Consider the following 21559-nt stretch of genomic DNA (forward strand, 5'->3'; position numbering starts at 1 on the left):
GCCTAGACGTTCAGGCGCGCTTCAGAGACGTAGTGCTGGCGGAAGGTCTCGAAGTCCATCGAGTCCTCCGCCTCCAGCGCCTGCTGGCGCCGCACCGACACCGCGGCCATGGCCTCGAAGTTGGCCTGGTGCTCGGCCGGCCAGGGCAGCGCCAGCATCTGCGCGCGCGTGGCCTCGGCCTGGTGGCGGATGAAGGCGGTGTAGCGCAGGTCGAAATCCTTCTCGATGGCAGCCAGCACGCGGGCCGAGGGCAGCGTGGAAGGTGCCGCCAGCGCCGCCTGGCCCGCGGCCACCGCGGCGCTGTAGGCCTCGGTGCCGTGCGCGGCGTCCAGCGCCAGCGCGATGGTGGCGCACTCGGTGAGCAGCTCGTGCGCCCAGTCGGCCAGCAGCACGGGCTGGCCGCCTCGCTCCAGCGTCAGGCCAGGCTCGCGGCCGTGGGCGGCGGTGTGGTGCTGGTTGCGGCCGAGTTCGGCGATCTCGGCCGGTGTGTCGGGCGGGCTGTCCTGCAGCAGGCAGTGCAGCAGGAAGACATCCAGGAAACGCAGCGTCTGCGCGTTGATGCCCACCGGCTCGAAGGGGTCGAGGTCCATGCAACGCACCTCGATGTACTCGACACCGCGCTCGCGCAGCGCGTGCAGCGGGCGTTCGCCGCTCTTGATCACGCGCTTGGGGCGGATGGTGCCGTAGAACTCGTTCTCGATCTGCAGCAGCGTGGTGGCGAGCTGGTTGTACTCGCCGCCCAGGTTGCGCACGCCGATCTTCTCGTAGGCCGGGTAGGGCTGCGTCAGCGCGCCGTGCAGGCTGGCGGCATAACCATCCAGGCTGTTGTAGCTGACGGCCAGGTTGGCCTGCGCCTCGCTCTGGTAGCCCAGCCGGCCCATGCGCAGGCTGGTGGCATAGGGGTGGTAGAGCGTGCCCGGGCTCAGGCGCTCCAGGCCGTGCGGCCGGCCCTCGACAAAGGTGGGGCACACCGCCGGGCTGGCGCCGAAGAGCGTGAGCAGCAGAAAGGCGTGGCGTCGGAAGTTGCGGATCAGCGCGAAGTGCTCGTCGTTGCTCAGCCCCGGCATCGACCAGTTGTAGTGGATGCCGCTGATGGTCTGCATGCGCCGCCCGTAGCGGTGGCCCAGGCCCATGCGGTAGACGCTCTTGGCGCGGCCGATGTTGCTGCTGCCGTAGCGGCCCAGCGGGATGGTCTCGTCGGTGGGCAGGCCGCAGGGCATGCTGCCCACCCACAGGCGTTCGTCACCGGTCTTGGCCAGTTCGCGGTAGACGAACTGGTGGATGCGCGTGAGTTCGTCCAGACAGCTTTCCACGCCCGCGTGCACGCCGGTGATGAGCTCGAGCTGGCTCTCGCTGTAGTCGGTGGTGATGTGCGGGTGCGTCAGCGGTGAGCCGAGCGCGGCCGGGTGCGGCGTGAGCGCCAGGCCGCCCGTGGGCAGCGCGCGCAGGCTTTCCTTCTCGACGCCACGGCGGATGCCGAGCAGGCGCTCGGTCGGCAGTTGGCGCAGTCGTTGAGCCAGGGTCATGGGATCTCTTCCAAGGCAAGGGGGCCGGCCGTGGAACGCCACAGCCGCCGGGGGGCGAAGGTTAAAGCCTGCCGTCTGTTCGTGCAGGAGGCTGGTCAAACCTTGGACGCAGCCCCAGGGCAAGCCACGAGCGGCGGCGCCGCTGCGGCCCGCCTAGACTGGCACGACGATGCGACACCTCCTTGACACCCCCGCCCGCCCGCACCCCGATGCCCCCTTGCCCGATCGGGCACGCCGCCGCAGCCTGCAGGCCGCGCTGGCCCTGGGCCTGGGCGGCGGCCTCTCGCTGGCTGGCTGCGCCAGCGGCCCGCCCCCAGGCCCCACCGCGCCCGCCCCCGATTTCGATGCCTGGAGCGAAGCCTTTGCCGCCGACTGGGTGCGCCTGTCGCCCGAGCGCGCCACCTCCACGCAGTACTTCAGCGGCGCCGAGCAGGCGGCGCTGGACCGCCAGCTCGGCCCGCAGACACCCGGCCGCCGCGGCGCGCAGGGCCGCCTGGCGCGCGAAGGCCTGCAGCGCCTGGCCGCCTTCAAGTCCGAGGCGCTCGCGCCCGAGCAGCGCGTCAGTGCGGCCATCCTGCGCTGGAGCCTGGAGCGCGAGATCGCCGGCGAGCCCTACCAGGACCACAACTTCCTCTTCAACCAACTCAGCGGGCCGCACCTGCGGCTGGTGAGCTTTCTCACCGTCACGCACCCGCTGCGCACGGCGGCCGATGTCGAGGCCTACCTCGAACGCCTGGGCCAGGTGGCCGCGCGGCTGGACGAGAGCCTGGCGCGTTCACGCGCCGCGGTGGCGCGCGGGCTGCTGCCGCCGCGTTTCATTGCCGAGCGGGCGCGCGGCCAGGTGCAGGCCGTGCTGGCCCTGCCGCCGGCGCAGAGCGAGTTCGTCACCGCACTGGGGCGCCGCACGGCCGGCTTGAGCGGGGTGACACCGGCCCAGCGCGAACAAGCCATGGCGCGCGCAACACAGCTGGTGGAACAGCAGGTGCTGCCGGCCTACGGCCGCGTGCTGGCGCTGCTGGACGAAGTGCTGCCGCGCACCACCGCCGACGCCGGCCTGTGGCGCCTGCCCGATGGCGACCAGGCCTACGCCCAGGCGCTGGCCGCCAACACCACCACCACGCTGGGGGCCGAAGAGATCCACCAGATCGGCCTGCGCGAGGTGGCCCGCATCGAGGCCGAGATGGACCGCGTGCTGCGCAGCCTGGGCCGCAGCGAGGGCACCGTGAACGCACGCTACGCCGCGCTGCGCGACGCCACCTCGCCGCCGCCCGAGCCCGACCCGCGCCCGGCGCTGCTGGCCCGCTACACCGCCGCCGTGCGCGACGCCGAGCGCCGCGCGCAGGCGCTCTTCAACCTGCAGCCCAAGGCGCCGGTGGAGGTGCGGCGCGTGCCGGCGCTGACCGAGCGCACGAGCAGCGCGTACTACACGACCCCGGCACCCGACGGCAGCCAGCCCGGCATCTTCTGGATGCCGCTGCCCGGCCCCACCTACAACGTGCTGGGCATGCGCAGCCTGGCCGTGCACGAGGCCGTGCCAGGGCACCACTTCCAGCTGGCGCTGCAGCAGGAGCAGGCCACGCTGCCCAAGTGGCGCCAGCGCCGCATCTTCGGCGGCGGCAGCGCGCACGCCGAGGGCTGGGCGCTGTATGCCGAGCGCCTGGCCATCGAAGAGGGCTGGTACGAAGGCGACCCGCAAAGCCTGCTGGGTGCGCTGAACAGCGAGCTCTTCCGCGCGCGCCGGCTGGTGGTGGATACCGGCCTGCACGCGAAGAAGTGGACGCGCGAGCAGGCCATCAGCTACGGCATCGGCGCGCAGGAGGTGGAGCGCTACATCGTCATGCCCGGCCAGGCCACGGCCTACATGATCGGCATGCTGCGCATCCTGGCGCTGCGCGACGAAGTGCGCAGCAGGCTGGGTGCGAAGTTCGACATCAAGGCCTTCCACGACGTGGTGCTGAAGACCGGCAGCGTGCCGCTGGACGTGATGGCCACGACGGTCCGCGAGTGGGCGACCGCGCGGCAGAGGGCCTGAATCCCGGGGTCAGGCGATCTCGTCGGCCTCGATGTGCAGCGTGCGCCGCCGCACGCCCTGGCCGGCCACCGACACCGTCACGCGCAGCGGCTTGCCCACCGGCACGCGCCGGCTGAAGCGGAAGTCGAGCCCGTCGAACTCGCCGGGGTTCTGCGCTGGCAGGCGGCGCTGCCACTGCTGGGCGCCATCGGCCAGCACCGTCATCTGCAGCCACGGCGCCGGGCCGGGCGCGGCCTCCGGCACGGCCACGGTGATGGCGCAGGCGATCTCGAAGCGCCGCTCGCGCTTCAGGTCGGCGGGGATCAGCAACGTGGCCGTGGCGGCGTCGCCGGCTTTCAGGGCCCAGCGTTCGGGAGCGGGCGGCGGGCCGGGGGGTGGCGGTGAGAGAGCCTTCATCGTCGGCCGGCATTCTGCGGTGGCGGGTGCGGCCCTGCACAAAGCCCCGCCCGGGCCGGCACCGCCGAGGCCGTTGTAAGGTGGGGGTCTGGTTGCACGACACAGCGTGCAGCCCACCCTTTGACCACGAAGGAAAACTTCGCCCATGCACGCCACCCTGCCCTTGCTGGCCGCCACCGATTTCCCGGCGCTGCGCCGCCGCGCGCTGGAGACCCTGCAGGTCAACCTCGGCTACAAGTGCAACCAGAGCTGCCTGCACTGCCATGTGAACGCCAGCCCGCAGCGCACCGAGATGATGGACGCCGAGACGGCGGCCCTCGTGCTGCAGGTGCTGCGCCAGCGCCGCGTGCAGACGCTGGACCTCACCGGCGGCGCGCCCGAGCTGAACGAACACTTCCGCGAACTCGTCATCGGCGCCCGCGCCCTGGGCGTGCGCGTGATCGACCGCTGCAACCTCACCATCCTCAGCGAGCCGGGGCAGGAAGACCTGGCCGAGTTCCTGGCCGGCCAGGGCGTGGAAGTCACGGCCTCGCTGCCCTGCTACTCGGTGGGCAACGTCGACCGCCAGCGCGGCGAAGGCGTGTTCGACCGCAGCATCGCCGGGCTGCAGGCGCTCAACGCGCTGGGCTACGGCGTGGAAGGCACGGGCCTGGTGCTCAACCTCGTCTACAACCCGCAAGGCGCGGTGCTGCCGCCGCCGCAGCAGGCGCTGGAGGCCGACTACAAGCGCGAGCTGATGGCGCACTTCGGCATCGTCTTCAACCACCTGTACGCGCTGACCAACATGCCCATCCAGCGCTTCGGCAGCACGCTGGTCAGCAAGGGCGGCTTCCAGAGCTACCTGCAGTTGCTGAAGAACAGCTTCCAGGCGCACAACCTCGACACCGTGATGTGCCGCAGCACGCTCAGCGTGGACTGGCAGGGCCAGCTCTACGACTGCGATTTCAACCAGATGCTGGGGCTGCGCGCGCAGGTCGGTGAACGGGCCACGGCGCACCTGCGCGACCTGCTCGGCGCTGACAGCAGCGATGGCCGCGGCAGCGCCATCCGCGTGGCCGAGCATTGCTACGGCTGCACGGCCGGGCAGGGCAGCAGCTGCGGTGGTGCGCTCGGCGGCTGAGCCAGCCGCTGCAGCCATGCGCTCGGCCCTGCGCCTGAGCATCGTGCTGCCGGCGCTGAACGAGGCCACCGGCATCGCGGCGACCTTGCAGGCGCTGGCACCGCTGCGCGCAGTGGGGCACGAGGTCATCGTCGTCGACGGCGGCAGCACCGATGGCACCGCCGCGCTGGCCGCACCGCGGGCCAGCCGCGTGGTGGAAAGCGAACGGGGCCGCGCGCGGCAGATGAACGCCGGCGCGGCGGTGGCCACGGGCGAAGTGCTGCTCTTCCTGCACGCCGACACGCGCCTGCCAGCCGGCGCCGATGCCGCCATCACGGCCGCGCTGCAGCGCGGCGCGCGCTGGGGGCGCTTCGACGTGCACATCGAAGGCCGCTCGCGCTGGCTGCCAGTGGTGGCGCGGCTGATGAACTGGCGCTCGCGGCTGACGGGCATCGCCACCGGCGACCAGGCCCTGTTCATCGAGACCCCGCTCTTCCGCGAACTGGGCGGCTACGCGCCGCTGCCGCTGATGGAAGACATCGAGCTCTGCACACGGCTGCGCGCCTTCGGCCACCCGGCCTGCCTGCGCGAGCGTGTGACCACCTCCGGCCGACGCTGGGACAGCCGCGGCGCGTGGCGCACCATCTGGCTGATGTGGACGCTGCGCTGGCGCTACTGGCGAGGTACGCCGGCAGAAGAACTGGCCCGCGCCTACCGCTGAAACAGGCCCTGCCGGCGCTGGCGGGATAGCGTTGACAATCGGCCCCCTGCACTGCCGCAGCCCTTTGACCCTGGCCATGTCCGACACCCAAGATCCTCCGCTGCCCGAAGACGCCGCCCCCGGCGCACCCGCCCCCGCGCCCGTGGCCGCAGCGGCTGCCCCCGAGACACCTGCGCCGGCCAGCACCGAGGCCGCTGTGACCGCGCCCGCTGCATCGACAACCGAAGCACCTGCCGATGCGTCGGCCGATGCATCCGTGGAAACATCCGCGGAAGCGCCTGCCGCAACGACTGACGAACCCGCTGCTGAATCGGCTGCCGAATTGGCTGATGACACGCCGGTCGAAGCAACGCCCGAAGCCGCCGCAACGCAAGTCGCCGCCGCCGGCGAAACAGCGGCGCCCGAGATGAGCCCGGCCGCCGTGGCGAAAGCGCTGGCCACGCACTTCCCGCTGCTCTTCGGCGCGCCGCGTGCGCTGCCGCTGAAGCTGCGCATCCAGGCCGACATCCAGGCGCGCGCGCCGGGCGTGTTCACGAAGAAGGCCTTGAGCATCTTCCTGCACCGCCACACCACCAGCACCGCCTACCTGAAGGCGCTGGTGAACATCCCCACACGCCACGACCTCGACGGCCAACCCGCCGGTGAAGTGGCCGAAGAACACCGCGTGGCCGCCACCGCCGAGGTGGAACGCCGCCGCGCCATCGTCGAGGCCAAACGCCTGGCCGAGCGCGAGGCGCAGCGCCAGGCCTACCGCGAGGCGGCCCGCGCCGCGCGTGCGGCCGCTGGCGGCGCACCGGCCGGCGACGGCGCTGCAGCCCCGGCCGAGGGCAGCCCTGAAGCAGCCCGCCCGCCGCGCCCGCCCCGGCAGCCCCGGCCCGAAGGCGCACCCCGCGGCCCGCGCCCGCCGCAAGAAGCACGCGGCCCTCGGCCCGCGCAGGGCGAACGCGGTGACCGCGCCGACCGCGGCCCGCGCGGCAACCCGGGCGAGCGCCCACCGCGGCCACCCCGCCCCGACCGCCCCCTGCGCCCGCCGCGCGCCGCCCAGCCGGAAGGGGCCACGCCCGCTGCCGCGGATGCGGCGCTGCAGAGCCCGCGCGAAGTGCGTGAACCCCGCGAGCCGCGCGAACCCCGCCAGCCCTCCTTGCCCCCGGCCGAGTTGGAAGCGCGCCGCGAGCGGGCGCAGCTCTTGCGCGCTTTCGAGGGCAGCACGCTGACCAAGGCCAACTTCTGCGTGCTCAAGCGCATCAGCGAAGCCGAGCTCGACAGCCGCCTCGCACAGGCACGCCAGGAACGTGAAGCGCGCGGCCCCGATCCGCGCCAGGAAACACGCGCCGAGCCGCGGCCCGACAGCCGCCCCGAGCCGCGCCGCGACGAGCGCGGCCCGCGCGAATTCGGTGGCGGCCGTGACAACCGGGGCCCGCGCCGCGATGCACCGCGCGCCCCACTGCCTGCGGGTGAACGCACGCGCCCGGCCGGCAGCGGCCCAGCGCCCGCTGCTGCGGCCGGCAAACCCCCGCAGAAGCCGGGACGCTGAACGGACTGCGACCTGAGGGCGCTGACCTCGGAAAGACTGGCGCCCTCAGGGCGCCAGGGGCGGCACGTTCGCCGGCGGCGTGGTCTGCGCCGAAGGCTGCAGCCGGTTGCTGCCGTGCTGCACTTCAAAAGCGGTGGCGAAGGTCTGCACATTGCTCGTGCTGGCCACCGTGTCCACCGTCCACCACTCGCACACGGTGCGCGCAGGCGTCACGTCCAGCAGCATGTAGCCACGCTGCGTGAGCTCGATGTGCTTGAAGTGCGGGTTCACGCTGCGCAGGAAGGCCGCGGTGCTGCCATTCGGGTCGGGCAGGCCCGGCGAGGTGATGCTGGTGCAGACGAACTCCACCGCGCGCGAGCCTTCGCCCGTGGCCGGGTTGTAGCCCCCGCCGGCCACGTTGGGGTTGTTCGGGTCCTGCGTCAGGTCGGCGGCCCAGCTGCTGTGGATGTCGCCAGTGAGCACCACCACGTTGTCCACGCCGGGCTGGCCGCCCGTGCCCTTGAGCACGTCGTACACGCGGTCGCGCGCGGGCTGGTAGCCGTCCCATTGGTCGGTGTTGACGAAGACGCCGCCGCCGGCCGCCAAAGGCGCACCCTGCAGCTTCAGCTGCGCGAACATCACGCCCTGACCGATGAACTTCCAACGCGCCGGGCTCTGGCGCAGGCGCGCGGCCAGCCAGGCTTCCTGCTCCGCGCCCAACAGCGTGCGCGCCGGGTTGAGGAACTCGCCGGCCTGCACGAAGCCGTTGCCGAAGGGCGTGGGCACCGTGGCGGCCAGCTGCTTGGAGCGTGCGCTCAGGCGCTCTTCCAGCATCACCAGCTCCACCAGGTCGCCGATGCGGAAAGCGCGCTGGTTGCGGCGCAGGTCGGGCGTGCCCGGGCGCATGTCGGGCGTGCGGATGGGCATCCACTCGTAGTAGGCCTGCAGCGCCACGTTCACGCGCTCGGGCCAGCTGCCCTCTGCGCCTTCGGTGTGGTTCTCGGCGCCGCCCACCCAGGCGTCGTTGGTCACTTCATGGTCGTCCCAGATGCACACCATGGGGTGCTGGCGGTGCACGGCCTGCAGGTCGGCGTCGCGCTTGTACTGGGCGTGGCGCTGGCGGTAATCGGACAGCGTCACCATCTCGCGTGCGGGCTCGGGCGTGCGCACGCTGCCGTACTCGTCGGGGCCGTATTCGTAGAGGTAGTCGCCCAGGTGCAGCACCAGGTCGAGGTCGGCGCGCTCGGCGATGCGGCGGTAGGCGTTGAAGTAACCCGCGGCGTGGTTGGAGCAGCTGGCCACGGCGATGCGCAGGCGGGGCGTGGCGCCCACCGGCAACGTGCGCGTGCGGCCGATGGGCGAGGTTTCGCCCTCGGCGTGGAAGCGGTAGTAGTAGGTGGTGGCCGGACGCAGGCGCGCGGGGTCGACCTTCACGGTGTAGTCACGCGCGGCGTCGGTGGTGGTGGCGCCGCGCGCGACGACGTTGGTGAAGCCGGGGTCGGTTGCGAGCTCGAAGCGCACCGCGTGGCTGGCCTGCGGCGCGCCGCGGGGGACGGCCGGCGTGATGCGCGTCCACAGGATCACGGCATTCGGGAGCGGGTCGCCACTGGCCACGCCGTGCTGGAACACACCGGTGCCGCGACGGGCATCGGCAGCGGCACTGGCCTTGCCCGCCGACAGCGGCAGCGCAGCCACCGAGGCCAGCGCCACCGCCGCCGAACCCGAGCGCTGGAAGAAGCCACGGCGGCTGGTGCCGGCCGGCGGCCGGGGCTTGAGGACAGAGGGACGACCCATGGCAACACTCCTGCGTGCGATGAAAACCCGCACGCTAGGCAGCGCGCATGACCGCGCCGTGTCGCGCCCATGACGGCTGCTCGGCGGCCACCCGCGCGTGGGTGCCGACCTCGGGGCATACCCGCGATACGTAGTTCTCCGCTGCCCTGCGGCCCCGGCCACAGGCAGCCTACGCAGTTCGACCCCGACACCCACAACACCGGAGACCGCCCCGCCATGCAACGCCGCCTGCCCCTGCGCACCCTGCTCGCCACCGCCCTGCTGGCCGCCACCGCGCTGCCCACCGCCGCCCTGGCCCAGGCCTGGCCGGGCAAGCAGCCCGTCAAGCTGGTGGCGGTGTTCCCGCCCGGCGGCTCGGTGGACCAGGTCTCGCGCATCCTCGCGCCGGCGCTGCAGGCGCAGCTGGGCCAGACCGTCATCGTCGAGAACAAGGGCGGTGCGTCGGGCAGCATCGGCGCCGGCCTGGTGGCCGCGGCGCCGGCCGACGGCTACACCTTCGCGGTGGTCTTCGACAGCCACGCCGTGAACCCGGCGCTGCAGCCCAACCTGCCCTTCGACACGCGCAAGGACCTCGCCACCGTGGCCATGCTGGGCACCAGCCCCATGGTGATCTCCACGCACGTCGACACGCCCTACAAGACCTTCGCCGACGTGGTGGCCGCCGTGAAGGCGAACAAGAACGTCAGCTACGGCACCATCGGCAATGGCAGCCTGGGCCACCTGGCGGTGACGCTGCTGGCCAAGGGCAACGGCTTCGACCTCACGCATGTGCCCTACCGCGGCGGCGGCCCGCTGATGCAGGACGCCATCGCCGGCCACGTGCCGCTGTCCATCGGCTCGATCTTCGTGGCCAAGCCGCACATCGACAGCGGCAGGCTGCGCCCCCTGGTCGTCACCACCGACAAGCGCAGCCCGCAGTTGCCCAACGTGCCCACGCTGGCCGAGAGCGGCTACGCCGGCTTCAACGCCCCGGCCTGGTGGGCGGTGCTGGCCCCGGCCAAGACGCCGCCGGAAATCGTGGCGCGCATGAATGCCGAGATCAACAAGGCCATGCAGCAGCCCGATGTGGCAGCCAAGCTGGCAGCGCAGGGCATCACGGTGAACCTGGGCACGCCGGCGGCGGGGCAGGCCTTCATCGAGCGCCAGATCGACACCTGGGCCCAGGTCGTCAAGGCCCACAACATCAAGGCCGACTGAGCCCCGCTTGGCCACCGAAACACGCCTGACGGCGGCCGACCTGCGCCGCCTGCCCAGCCCTGCCGACACACCGCCTGACTGCGACTGCACGGCGCTGCACGCGCCGGGCTGGGAAAGCATCACCGGCCCGCTGGGCGAGAACACGGGCGCGCCGCGGCTGGTGAAGCTGGGCACGCTGCGCGACCCCGACGAAGCCGAGCCCACGGTGGCCGAGTTTCACGCCGAGGGCTCGCGCTACGAATCGCCGCACGCGCCCATCGCGCCGGCGTTCTTTCCGTACAACCGCTGCGAGGTGTGGGCCTGCGCGGCCTGCGGGCGCGGTTTTCTGCAGTACACGGAGTTCGGCGGCTATTACGTCGACCACCGGCTGCGCGAGATCGACCCCGCGCGGGTGGTGGACGCCACCCCCTAGAAACACGCGCTGAACGCGCGCCGAGGTATCCCTCGGTCTCCTTCGCAGCGCGGAGGCGGGGTGGCGAAATACAGGCCATGCGGTGCAGACACCGCGCCACCCGCCGCCCGTCGATGCACGACAGCGGCACCGCCAGGAGAGATCACCATGGCCCGCTCACGCATCTTCATCAGCTACCGCCGCGACGACGCCGCCGGCTACTCGCACGCCATCCACGACCGCCTGGCCGACCACCTGGGCGGCGACCAGATCTTCATGGACGTGCACGACATCGCCCCGGGCGCCGACTTCGCCCGCCGCCTGCGCGACGTGGTGCAAGGCTGCGAGGTGGTGGTGGCGCTCATCGGCAAGCGCTGGGTGGGCGAACGTGAAGGCCAGCCGGCGCGCATCCACGACGAACGCGACTGGGTGCGCATCGAAGTGGCCGAAGCCCTGCGCCGCGGCATCCGCGTCATCCCCGTGCTGCTGGACGGTGCCCGCCTGCCGGCCGCCGAAGACCTGCCCGACGACCTGCAGGGCCTGCGCCTGCTGAACTGCATGGAAGTGCGCACCACGCGGCTGGACGCCGACGTGCGCGACCTCGTGGGCGCCACCGTGCAGGCCGTGGGCGGCACCTGGCCCCCGGTGGAACCCGGCGCCCGGCTGCACGCCGCGGTGGGTGGCCTCTACACGCTGTTCGCCGGTGGGGCGCTGGTGCTGGGCTTGATCGCCAGCGCCTTCGTCGACGAGGTCTCCGACCACACCTTCACCGGCCTGCTCGGCCTGATGCTGGCCGCCGCGGTGGCGCTGCGCCTACCGCTGCACAACAAGCTGCGCGCGCTGAGCCGCGAGCAGGCGCTGAAGTGGGCCGCCGGGCTGCACCTGGGCGCCTTCGTGATGCTGGCCGCTGGCAGCAGCGGCGAGACCGACGTGGCCTCGGTGCTCTTCCTCGGCCTGCTGCCCGCCGGGCTGCTGTACCTCAGCTCGATGGGCATGCGCCGCACGGCGCGGGTCTGAGCTTCAGAGGCCCAGTTCGCTGAGGCCCGGGTGCTCATCGGGCCGCCGGCCCAGCGGCCAGAAGAAGAGGCGCTGGGCCTCGGTGATGGGCAGGTCGTTGATGCTGGCGTGGCGGTGGGTCATGAACCCGGCCTCGTTGAAAGCCCAGTTCTCGTTGCCGTAGCTGCGGAACCACTGGCCGGCTTCGTCGTGCCACTCGTAGGCGAAGCGCACCGCGAGCACGTTCCCGGTGTACGCCCACAGTTCCTTGATGAGCCGGTAGTCGAGTTCGCGGGCCCACTTGCGGCGCAGGAAGGCTTTCACTTCCTCACGCCCCACCGGGAACTCGGCGCGGTTGCGCCAGCGGGTGTCTGCCGTGTAGACCCGGGCGCAGACCTCGGGGTCGCGCGTGTTCCACGCGTCTTCGGCGCCGCGCACCTTCTGCCGGGCGGTGGCTTCGGTGAAGGGGGGCAAGGGCGGGCGGGTGTCGGTCATCGCAGGCCTACTTGTTCATCCAGCCCATCGAGGTGGGCAGCCAGGTGGCGATGGACGGGAACAGCATCACCACCAGCACCGCTGCGAGCTGGATGTAAATGAAGGGCCAGACCCCGCGGTAGATCTCGCGCGTCTGCACCGCGGCCGGCGCCACGCCCCGGAAGAAGAACAGGCTCCAGCCCACTGGCGGTGTGAGAAAGCTGGTCTGCATGTTGATGCAGATGAGGGCGGCCAGCCACACCATGTCCACGCCCTGCGCCGCGAAGTAGGGCAGGAAGAGCGGCAGCACGATGTAGCTGATCTCGGCCCACTCCAGCAGCACACCGGCCAGGAAGAGCACGCCCATGAAAAAGATCAGGTCGGCAGTGGCGCCGCCGGGCACGAGGGCGAACAGATCCTGGATGAGGCGCTCGCCACCCAGGCCGCGGAAGGCCAGGCTGAAGGCCTGCGCCGTCATGATCACGAAGAAGATCATCACGCTGGTGGTCAGCGTGTCGGTGCAGGTCTCGCGCAGCACCTTCAGGCTGAGCTTGCCGCTCAGGCCCACGATGAGCAGCCCGCCCAGGGCGCCGATGGCCGCCGCCTCGGTGGGCGCAGCCACGCCGCCCATGATGGAGCCGAGCACTGCGCACACCAGCAGCAGCGCCGGCATCACGCCCTTGACGAGGCGCACCATGAGCTGCCCGCGCGAGAGCGCCGCGCGCTCCTCGGCCGGGATGGGTGGCGCCTTGTCCGGGTGGCGCCAGGCGTAGATGAGGATGTACGCGACGTACATGCCCGCCAGCATCAGACCGGGGACGAGCGCCGCAGCGAACAGCGTGCCCACCGACTCGTTCATGATCTCGGCCAGCAGCAGCAGCACCAGGCTGGGCGGGATGATCTGCCCCAGCGTACCGCTGGCGCAGATGGTGCCGGCGGCCAGTGCGTGGTCGTACTTGTACTTCAGCAGCGTGGGCAGCGCGATCACGCCCAGCAGCACGATGGTGGCGCCGACGATGCCGGTGGTGGCGCCCATGATCACGCCGAAGAGGATGATGCCCACGCCCATGCCGCCGGGCACGCGGCCGGCGATGTGGCCGATGACTTCGAGCATGTCCTGCCCGAGGCGCGACTTCTCCAGCATCACGCCCATGAACACGAACATGGGCAGCGCCAGCAGCGACTGGTCGGTGGCCACACCGTAGATGCGCGCCGGCAGCAGGTTGAAGAGGCTCTCGCCAAACCCGATGAAGCCGAACACGAGGCCGGTGGCCGCAGCGGCATAGGCCACAGGGATGCCGATCAGCAGCACCCCCACGAAGGCCACCAGCATGGCCAGCGCCAGCCACTCAAGTGCCATGGGAGGCCTCCGGGGACGGTGAGGCGGGGGCACGCCCCGCCAGTTGTGTACCGGTGCGCACCACGATGCTGAAGGCCACCAGCGCCAGCAGCGCGTAACCGGAGACCACCAGCGACTTCACCGCCCAGCGCCAGGGCAGGCCGCCAGGGTCGGGCGACACCTCGGCCAGCGACCACGAGTAGGCCGCGAACTTCCAGCCCAGGAAACACACGAACAGCGAGAAGGGCAGCATCACCAGCAGCGCGGTGAGGAAGTCGAGCCAGAGCTTGGTGCGTGCGCTGTAGTGCTGGTAGAACAGGTCCACGCGCACCTGGGTGCCGCGCAGCTGCAGGTAGCCGATGCCCCACAGCGCCACCACGGCCAGCAGGTGCCATTCCAGCTCTTGCAGCCACACCGTGCTGGCGTTGAAGAAGTAGCGCGACAGCGTGTTGCCGCTGATCAGCAGCACCATCGCCAGCGTCAGCCAGGCGGTGAAACTGCCGACACGGTCGATCAGCCAGTCGGCCGCGTCGGCAAGCTTGCTCATCCGCGCACTCAGCCCCGTGACTTCGCCAGGAAGGTCTCGTCGCTGATCTCGGACCAGCGGTCGTGCTTCTTCTTGAAGGTGAAGAAGGAGTCGTGCACCTTCTTCGTCATCGCGTCCTTGGTGGCGGCCTCGTTCAGCACGTCGGTGGTGGTCTTGCGCAGCGCGTTCACCACGTCAACCGGCAGTTGCCGCACGATGACCTTGTCGCGGTTGACCAGCTGGTCCAGCGCGTCGGCGTTGCGGGCCTCCAGCAGCAACAGGCCTTCCTGGTTGGTGGCGTCGGCCGCGGCGCGCACGATCTCCTTCAGGTCGGGCGGCAGGGCGTCCCAGATCTTGCGCTGCATGACGATCTCGCTGACGGTGCTGGGCTCGTGCCAGCCGCTGGCGTAGTAGTTCTTGGCGGCGTTCTGCAGCCCCAGGCGCGCATCGAGGAAGGGACCCACGAACTCGGCCGCGTCGATGACGCCGCGCTCCAGCGCGGGGAAGATCTCCCCGCCGGGCAACTGCCGCACCTCCACGCCCTGCGCGGCGTAGATGCGCCCGGCCAGACCGGGGATGCGCATCTTCAGGCCCTTCAGGTCGGCCAGGCTCTTGATCTCTTTCTTGAACCAGCCCGTCATCTGCACGCCGCTGCAACCCGCGGCAAACGGCATCACGTTCAGCGGCTTGTAGACCTCTTCCCAGAGCTGGTTGCCGCCGCCGAACTGCAGCCAGGCGTAGTGGCCCTGGAAGCTCATGCCGAAGGGCACGGTGGCGAAGTACTGCGCTGCGAAGGTCTTGCCCGACCAGAAGTAGGACACGCCGTGGTTGAGCTCGACGGTGCCATTGGAGACGGCGTCGAAACCCTCGAAGGCCGGCAGCAGCTCACCGGCCGCGAAGATCTGGATCTTGATGCGCCCGCCAGACATCTTGTCGCAGCGTTCGGCGAAGGCCTGCGCGCTGCCCGGCCCCACCTGATAGAAGGGCAGCCCAGCGGGCCAGGTGGTGGTCATGCGCCAGCGGTAGGTCTGCTGTGCCTGCGCCACCGCAGGCACAGCCAACGCGCCAGCGAGGCCGGCCTTCAGCGCCCCACGGCGCGCAAGAGAAGAAGTGCGATCCATCCCAACCCCCAAAAGTGAAGAAAGAAAAAGACAGTGCGACGCGTTGAGCCGCACGGCGCCGCCGTGTCGGCTTGAACAAGGAGGATTGAAGACGCGCGCGAAGCGCGTCGTCTTCAATAAGTTTTGTAGGGGAGGAACTTGCCGCTCATCACGATGGACACGCGGTCGCCCATCGGGTTCGCCTCGCGCTTCAAATCCATCTTGAAGTCGATGGCCGACATGATCCCGTCGCCGAACTCTTCGTGGATGAGTTCCTTGAAGGTGGTGCCGTACACGCTCACCAGTTCGTAGAAGCGGTAGATCAGCGGATCGGTCGGCACGCTGGTGGGCAGGCTGCCCTTGTAGGGCACCACCATCAGCCACTTCTTCTCGTCTTCGGTGAGCCCGAAGATCTCGCCCACCACGCCCGCCTGCTCGGGCGTCAGCGTCATCTGCCCCAGGCAGGCGGCGGTGACCCACTCCTTGCTCAGCCCCACTTTCGCGGCGACGTCGCTCCACTTCAGGCCTTTCGTGACCTTGGTGGTGATGATCTTTTCGGTGACGGCAAGGCGGCTCATGCGATTCTCCTGAGAGGGATGGGTTCGGGTCGGGGTTCGGCAGGCTCGGGGTCCAGACCCGGGCTCACGGTGACGGGCTGCGCCGGCGCGCGGCCGTGCGAGAGGTCCTGGCTGCGCGCCACCAGGAAGTCCACCAGGTGGTTGCGGATGCGGTAGTACTGCGGGTCGTGGTGCAGCGTGGCGCGCGTGCGCTCGCGGCTCATCGTGTTCTTCACGATCTCGGCCACGCGGGCCTGCGGGCCGTTGCTCATCAGCAGGATGCGGTCGGCGAGCAGGATGGCCTCGTCCACGTCGTGCGTGATCATGAACACCGTCTGGTGCGTCTCGGCGCAGATGCGCAGCAGCTCGTCTTGAATCGTGCCGCGCGTCAGTGCGTCCAGCGCACCGAAAGGCTCGTCCAGCAGCAGCATGCGCGGCTGGATGGCGAAGGCCCGCGCGATGCCCACGCGCTGCTTCATGCCGCCGCTGAGCGCACTCGGCTTCTTGTCGATGGCGCCGCTCAGGCCCACGAGCTTCACGTACTTCTCGACGTGCTCGTCCACCTGCGCACGGCCCCAGTTCGGCCACTTGCTGCGCACGGCGAAGGCGATGTTCTTGCGCACCGTCAGCCAGGGCATCAGCGCGTGGCCCTGGAAAACCACGCCGCGTTCCAGGCTGGGGCCGGCCACCTCGCGGCGGTCCATGAAGACGTGGCCGGAGGTGGCGCTTTCCAGGCCCGCCAGCACGTTGAGGATGGTCGTCTTGCCGCAGCCGCTGTGGCCGATGATGCAGACGAACTCGCCCTGCGCGATGTCGAAGTTCACGCCTTCGAAGACGGGCTCCTTCGCGCCGGGGTAGGCCTTGGCCAGCCCTTGGACCTTCAGAAACTCAGGGCCGCTCATCGTCTGTCCGTCCCAAGCTTCCCGCCGCGGAACCGGCTTTGCCGGGCCGCTGGCGGACGCCCCCCCCGGGGGGTAGCGAGCGCCAGCGAGCTTGGGGGCCTCATTTCAGTCTGCATACGTCACCGCCTTCTGCAGCTTGGCGAACATCAGGTCGAGCAGCATGCCCACGATGCCGATCATCAGGATGGCGAAGATCACGTTCGGCAGGCTCAGGTTGTTCCACTCGTTCCACACGAAGTAGCCGATGCCCGTGCCGCCCACCAGCATCTCGGCGGCCACGATCACCAGCCACGCGATGCCCATGCTGATGCGCATGCCCGTCAGGATGGTGGGCGCCGCGGCCGGCAGGATCACTTCAAACGCCCGACGCAGCGGCGGCACTTCCAGCGTACGCGCCACGTTCAGCCACTCCTTGCGCACGCTGGCCACACCGAAGGCGGTGTTGATGAGCATCGGCCAGATGCTGCAGATGAAGATGACGAAGATGCCGCTGATGGCACTGTCCTTGATCGTGTACAGCGCCAGCGGCATCCACGCCAGCGGCGAGATGGGCTTGAGCACCTGGATGAACGGGTCGAGCGCGCGGTAGATCAGCGGGCTCATGCCGATGACGAAGCCCAGCGGAATGGCCACCAGCGCCGCCAGCAGGTAACCCAGCGCCACGCGGCCCAGCGAGTAGGCCAGCTGCAGGCCCACGCCCTTGTCGTTGGGGCCGTTGTCGTAGAACGGGCTGCTCAGGTGCTTGTAGACCACGCTGCCCATCTGCGCCAGCGTGGGGAAGCCGGCCTTCTGCGTGGGCGTGCCGCCGCTGCCGGCCGCCAGCGCGGCGGGGTCTTTGCCCATGAGCTTGGCGTATTCGATCTGCTCGGGCGTGAGCGCCGCAGCCGCCGCCGCGGCAGGCGCTGCCGGTGCGGCACTCGGCAGCGTGGCCAGGTGCCACACGCCGAGGATCACGCCCAGCAGCAGCAGCGAGAGCAGCGCTGCGCGCAGGTCCAGGGAAGCCTTCACGTCAGGCTTTCTTGATCGCGAAGCTGTTGGCGTAGGCGGCGGCCTTCTCGGGGTCGAAGACCTTGCCCATGATCGTGAACTTCGGGTACGCGCCGGCCGGCACCGGCATGTCCAGCGCCTTCATGTGCTTCTTCGCGTCGGTGAGCAAGAAAACCTTCTCGGCGATCTGCTTGTAGTTCACGTCGCCCTTGATGTAGCCCCAGCGCTGCATCTGCGTGAGCATCCACACCGCCATGCTCTGCCAGGGCATGGGGTCGAAGTCGGCGCGGTCGGGCACGTTCTTCACGCTGCCCAGCCCGTCGGCGAACTTGCCGGTGAGCACCTGCGCCACCACGGTCTCGGGCTGGTTCAGGTAGGCCTGCGGGCTGATGACCTTGGCGATGAGCTCGCGGTTGTCGGGCTTGCGCGCCATGGCCGCGGCCGTGAGCACCGCGCGGTACAGCGCGATGAAGGTGTTGGGGTTCTTCTGGATGAACTCGGTGCTGGTGCCGAAGGCGCAGCAGGGGTGGCCGTTCCACAGCTCCTTGGTGAGCAGGTGGATGAAACCCACCTCCTCGAAGACCGCGCGCTGGTTGAAAGGGTCGGGGCCGAGGAAGCCGTCGATGTTGCCGGCGCGCAGGTTGGCCACCATCTCGGGCGGCGGCACCACGCGGATCTGGATGTCGGTGTCGGGGTTCAGGCCCGCTTCCGCCACGTAGTAGCGCAGCAGGAAGTTGTGCATGCTGTACTCAAACGGCACCGCGAACTTGAAGCCCTTCCAGCTCTTCGGATCGCGCTTGTCCTTGTGCTTCACGCTCAGCGTGATGGCCTGGCCGTTGGTGTTCTGGATGGTGGCCACGTTCATGGGTGTGGCGGTGGACCCGAGGCCCAGGCTGATGGCCAGCGGCATGGGGCTCAGGAAGTGCGTGGCGTCGTACTCCTTGTTGATCATCTTGTCGCGGATGAGCGCCCAGCCCGCGGTCTTCACCACCTCCACGTTCAGGCCCTGCTTCTCGTAGAAGCCCAGCGGCTTGGCCATGATCAGCGGCGTGGCGCAGGTGATGGGGATGAAGCCGATCTTCAGATCCTTCTTCTCGATCGGGCCCATCTTGTCCTGCGCCAGCGCCTGCATCGAGGCGATGGGCAGCACGCTGCCGATGGCCGCCATGGCGGTGTTGCGGCCCACGGCACGCAGGAACCTGCGGCGCAGCGCGTCCTGCGGGAACAGGGCCTTGATCAGCGTGGCCTCGACGAAGGCGTTGGATTCGCTCTCGAAGCTTGCCGTCTCGCTGCGTGCGCGCAGTTCGGCGGCGGCGTGTTCAGCCTCGCTGCCGTGGCTGCCGCAGCGGCAGCCCAGGCGCAGCGGGCGGTCGGCGTCGTACAGGCCGTAGGGGTCGCGGTCTTGGGTCATGGCAGGTCCTCGGGGTTGCAGATGACTGTAGGCAGTCACCCCCCCTTGCAAAATCGAAGCCCGGTCGAAAGCCTTGTAGGGCTGGCCCTACACCAACGGGCATGCCGGCGCGCGGTGCAGGGCAAAACGCACGCTGGCCCCGCCTGCGGCCGCGCGAAGCAGCAGGCACCGGCTTAAGCTGCCGGGTGCGGCGAGACAGCCTGGCCTGCGGGCCCGCCGATGGAAGACGCATGAACCAAGAACTCCTGTTGTGGATCGCCGGGCTGGGCGTGCTGGGCACGCTCGCCGTGTCGGTGGCGCTGGCGCTGCGGCGCAGCCGCCGCGAAACCGAGCGCCGGCGCGAAGCCGAAGCCAGTGCGCTGGCGCTGGCGATGGCCGAAGCCCAACGGGTGGCCGCCGAGCGCGCCGCCGAAGAGAAAGCCGCCGCCGAGGCCGCCGAACGCGCGGCAGAACAGGCCGCAGAGCAGGCGGCCGAGGCCGAAGCCCGTGCTGCGGTGCAGGCCGCCTACCGCGAAGGCGAGCGCCTGGCCGCCGAGCAGGCCGCCCGCCAGGCGGCCGAAGCCGAACAGCGTGCCGCCGAACTGGCCGCGCGCGCCGCCGAGGCCCAGGCCGCCGAAGCCCGCGCCGCCGAGCGCCGCCTGGCCCTGCTGGAAGCCGAGCTGCAAGCGCGGCGCGAAGCCGAAGCGCGTGCCCAGGCGGAAGCCGCAGCCGTCGCGAAGGCCGAGGCCGAACGCGCAGAACAAGCCGCTGCGCAGGCGGCTGCAGAAGCAGCAGCGGCATCGGCCACCGCCCTGCCACCGGCGGCGCCCCCGCCCGCCGCCACGCCCGTGCGCGCGCCGGCCGACACGCTGGTGATGGTGGCCGACGACTCCAAGGTGGTGCGTGTGAAGACCAGCCGCCTGCTGGCCCAGCACGGCTACCGCGTGGTGCTCGCCGAAGACGGCGAGCAGGCGGCCGAGCTCATCGAGGAAGAGATGCCCTTGGTGCTGGTCACCGACGTGGAGATGCCGCACATGGACGGCTTTGCGCTCACGCGCCACGTGCGCACGCACCCGCGCGCCGCGAACATCCCCATCATCATGATCACCTCGGCCGACGACCGGCTGAAGGCCGCCGCCGCCGAAGCGGGCGTCACGCTGGTGCTGGGCAAGCCCTACGAAGAGGCAGCCCTGCTGGCGTGCATCGCCCAGGCCGTGGCTGGCGAACTGCCGCACGCCTGAGGGTGCCTGGCTCGCCTCAGCCGGCTTGAGCGCGGCCGCGCCGGCCCGGGCGATGCACCGCCCCGCAGCGCTGAGACCCGAAATTCGATGTACGAAACCCGAAGGTGGCCCCTCTGTGAGCCGCTGGAGTGGCGGGCAGCAGGCCGTTCGGCCGCCCGCTGGCGAGGCCTCCAGGCCCGCCAGACCCCCTCCAGAGCCCACCACACCCGAGGAAATCTCACCATGAACAAGCTGAAAAACCTGTCCGTTCTCGCCCTGGCCGCCCTGCTGGCGGCCTGCGGCGGCGGAGAGTCCTACGTCGAAGCCCAGGCCCCGGCCCAGGCGCAACCCTCGAACAGCACCGCGCGCGCACTGGCGGTGTCGACCAGCGGGCGCACGCTGGTCTTCACCTATGCGGTGCCCGTGAACGCCAAGATCGTCGTCGGCCCAGCGGCCGGACAGGTGCAGGTCTTCGGCCTGCCGGACGTGGCCGATGGCACCACGTACAACAACATCAACGCCATCGATTGGCGCAGCGGGGCGGCCGACGACGCCGTCGCCTTCGAGGTGACGCAGGCGGCCGAGTTCGACGTGCGCGTGGACACGGGCGCGGGCCAGAGCCAGGTGGACGTGAAGTGGATCATCCCGGCCGGCGCCCCTTCAGGCACCACGCCCAGCGTCCACATCGCCGCCGCCACGGGGCTCAAGAAGATCCAGGTGCAGCTGGAGAACTTTGCCGCCAGCACCAACTTCGCATGGACCCAGGTGCTGGGCGACGGCGATGCCGAGGTGAAGGGCGAGATGCAGTTCAAGCAAGGCAGCCAGCAGGCCCGGGGGTTGATGGACCTGCGTTTCGGCAACGGCCTGAGCAAGGCCGAGCTGACGGTGGACAACGAATCGCAGAACCTGGCCATGGTCATCCGGCCCCGCAACGTCATGTTCCTGAGCACCAAGATCCTGAGCGATGACCCGGCCAACAGCACCAGCGTCGACTTCGATCCGGTGGGCGTCGCCACGGGCAGCAACATGAACTTCGAGATGGTCTCGGCGGCCCAGAACGTCAGGCTCGGCGGCACGTTGACCGGTGGCGCCGGCATGAACGAGCTCCTCTACAACTTCACCGCCCTGACCGCGGCCAACGTCAACGCCAACGTGTCAGCCATCACGGGGGCCGGCAACGACAAGATCAACCTCGCCTTCAAGGGCCTGCCCGCCACGCGCATCGCACTGGCTGGCAACGTGAGTGCGGGCGCTGGCGACGACGAGGCCTTGCTGCTGACGGAAGGCATCACCACCGGCACCATCGGGCTGGATTGCGGTCCGGGCATCGACAAGGCCATCGGCTTCACCCGCACGTTGGGCTGCGAACTGAACTGAGCCCCGTCGCCCAGGCCCTGCG

20 protein-coding genes are annotated in these 21559 nt (G+C 70.3%); 9 read left to right on the plus strand and 11 right to left on the minus strand.

Features of this window, described 5'->3' with window-relative positions:
- Window positions 1-2: 2 nt before the first annotated feature.
- Complete coding sequence (gene gshA, locus EOE66_RS01655; protein ID WP_128226940.1) at window positions 3-1526, minus strand: glutamate--cysteine ligase; 1524 nt, start codon at window positions 1524-1526, stop codon at window positions 3-5.
- A 169-nt stretch (window positions 1527-1695) separates the two neighbouring features.
- Between gshA and EOE66_RS01660 the strand changes: the two genes are divergently transcribed.
- The gene (locus EOE66_RS01660; RefSeq protein WP_128226941.1) at window positions 1696-3558 is read left to right on the plus strand and encodes a DUF885 domain-containing protein; all 1863 of its coding nucleotides are present in this window, start codon (window positions 1696-1698) and stop codon (window positions 3556-3558) included.
- A gap of 9 nt (window positions 3559-3567) precedes the next feature.
- Here the strand turns inward: EOE66_RS01660 and EOE66_RS01665 are convergent, their stop codons facing one another.
- Window positions 3568-3954, minus strand: coding sequence for a hypothetical protein (locus EOE66_RS01665; RefSeq protein ID WP_128226942.1), 387 nt, complete (start codon window positions 3952-3954; stop codon window positions 3568-3570).
- 145 nt (window positions 3955-4099) lie between these two features.
- Here EOE66_RS01665 and arsS point away from each other — a divergent pair, with 145 nt between their 5' ends.
- The 3 genes from arsS to EOE66_RS01680 all read left to right on the plus strand — a co-directional run bounded on the left by arsS (window position 4100) and on the right by EOE66_RS01680 (window position 7308).
- On the plus strand, window positions 4100-5074 hold the full coding sequence (gene arsS, locus EOE66_RS01670; protein WP_128226943.1) for an arsenosugar biosynthesis radical SAM (seleno)protein ArsS: 975 nt from the start codon (window positions 4100-4102) through the stop codon (window positions 5072-5074).
- A gap of 16 nt (window positions 5075-5090) precedes the next feature.
- The gene (locus EOE66_RS01675) at window positions 5091-5774 is read left to right on the plus strand and encodes a TIGR04283 family arsenosugar biosynthesis glycosyltransferase (RefSeq protein WP_128226944.1); all 684 of its coding nucleotides are present in this window, start codon (window positions 5091-5093) and stop codon (window positions 5772-5774) included.
- 406 nt (window positions 5775-6180) lie between these two features.
- Entirely contained in the window at window positions 6181-7308 is a 1128-nt protein-coding gene (locus tag EOE66_RS01680; protein ID WP_128226945.1) for a ProQ/FINO family protein, read from the plus strand.
- A 45-nt stretch (window positions 7309-7353) separates the two neighbouring features.
- On the opposite strand, the gene EOE66_RS01685 is transcribed toward EOE66_RS01680, so the two are convergent.
- Window positions 7354-9081 (minus strand): alkaline phosphatase D family protein, encoded by a 1728-nt coding sequence (locus tag EOE66_RS01685; RefSeq protein ID WP_128226946.1) that lies wholly within the window; start codon window positions 9079-9081, stop codon window positions 7354-7356.
- Between the two features lie 216 nt (window positions 9082-9297).
- Between EOE66_RS01685 and EOE66_RS01690 the strand changes: the two genes are divergently transcribed.
- From EOE66_RS01690 to EOE66_RS01700, 3 genes are all read left to right on the plus strand, one after another.
- Window positions 9298-10278: a tripartite tricarboxylate transporter substrate binding protein gene (locus tag EOE66_RS01690; RefSeq protein WP_128226947.1), complete on the plus strand. Its 981-nt coding sequence runs from the start codon at window positions 9298-9300 to the stop codon at window positions 10276-10278.
- 7 nt (window positions 10279-10285) lie between these two features.
- Window positions 10286-10690, plus strand: a complete 405-nt coding sequence (locus tag EOE66_RS01695; protein WP_128226948.1) for a hypothetical protein — start codon at window positions 10286-10288, stop codon at window positions 10688-10690.
- A 147-nt stretch (window positions 10691-10837) separates the two neighbouring features.
- A complete protein-coding gene (locus tag EOE66_RS01700; RefSeq protein ID WP_128226949.1) occupies window positions 10838-11686 on the plus strand; it encodes a toll/interleukin-1 receptor domain-containing protein in 849 nt (282 codons plus the stop codon).
- Between the two features lie 3 nt (window positions 11687-11689).
- Here the strand turns inward: EOE66_RS01700 and EOE66_RS01705 are convergent, their stop codons facing one another.
- The 8 genes from EOE66_RS01705 to EOE66_RS01740 form a co-directional block, all read right to left on the minus strand.
- Window positions 11690-12160, minus strand: a complete 471-nt coding sequence (locus tag EOE66_RS01705; protein ID WP_128226950.1) for a nuclear transport factor 2 family protein — start codon at window positions 12158-12160, stop codon at window positions 11690-11692.
- Between the two features lie 7 nt (window positions 12161-12167).
- Window positions 12168-13499, minus strand: coding sequence for a TRAP transporter large permease (locus EOE66_RS01710; protein ID WP_128226951.1), 1332 nt, complete (start codon window positions 13497-13499; stop codon window positions 12168-12170).
- Entirely contained in the window at window positions 13489-14025 is a 537-nt protein-coding gene (locus tag EOE66_RS01715; protein WP_128226952.1) for a TRAP transporter small permease subunit, read from the minus strand. Before EOE66_RS01715 ends, EOE66_RS01710 begins: the two co-directional genes overlap by 11 nt.
- Window positions 14026-14033: 8 nt before the next feature.
- Window positions 14034-15017 carry a TRAP transporter substrate-binding protein gene (locus EOE66_RS01720; RefSeq protein ID WP_245478861.1) on the minus strand — a complete coding sequence of 328 codons (984 nt, stop codon included), beginning with the start codon at window positions 15015-15017 and terminating at the stop codon, window positions 14034-14036.
- 221 nt (window positions 15018-15238) lie between these two features.
- Window positions 15239-15682 carry a cyanase gene (gene cynS / locus EOE66_RS01725; protein ID WP_128226954.1) on the minus strand — a complete coding sequence of 148 codons (444 nt, stop codon included), beginning with the start codon at window positions 15680-15682 and terminating at the stop codon, window positions 15239-15241.
- Window positions 15679-16563, minus strand: coding sequence for an ABC transporter ATP-binding protein (locus EOE66_RS01730; protein ID WP_128226955.1), 885 nt, complete (start codon window positions 16561-16563; stop codon window positions 15679-15681). Before EOE66_RS01730 ends, cynS begins: the two co-directional genes overlap by 4 nt.
- 105 nt (window positions 16564-16668) lie before the next feature.
- Complete coding sequence (gene ntrB, locus EOE66_RS01735) at window positions 16669-17571, minus strand: nitrate ABC transporter permease (protein ID WP_128226956.1); 903 nt, start codon at window positions 17569-17571, stop codon at window positions 16669-16671.
- Window position 17572: 1 nt separating this feature from the next.
- On the minus strand, window positions 17573-18961 hold the full coding sequence (locus tag EOE66_RS01740) for a CmpA/NrtA family ABC transporter substrate-binding protein (protein WP_128226957.1): 1389 nt from the start codon (window positions 18959-18961) through the stop codon (window positions 17573-17575).
- A 230-nt stretch (window positions 18962-19191) separates the two neighbouring features.
- Between EOE66_RS01740 and EOE66_RS01745 the strand changes: the two genes are divergently transcribed.
- Complete coding sequence (locus tag EOE66_RS01745) at window positions 19192-20181, plus strand: response regulator (RefSeq protein WP_128226958.1); 990 nt, start codon at window positions 19192-19194, stop codon at window positions 20179-20181.
- A gap of 222 nt (window positions 20182-20403) precedes the next feature.
- Window positions 20404-21537: a hypothetical protein gene (locus tag EOE66_RS01750; RefSeq protein WP_128226959.1), complete on the plus strand. Its 1134-nt coding sequence runs from the start codon at window positions 20404-20406 to the stop codon at window positions 21535-21537.
- Window positions 21538-21559: the final 22 nt, after the last annotated feature.

The organism is Rubrivivax rivuli, assembly GCF_004016505.1.
Lineage (GTDB): Bacteria > Pseudomonadota > Gammaproteobacteria > Burkholderiales > Burkholderiaceae_C > Rubrivivax > Rubrivivax rivuli.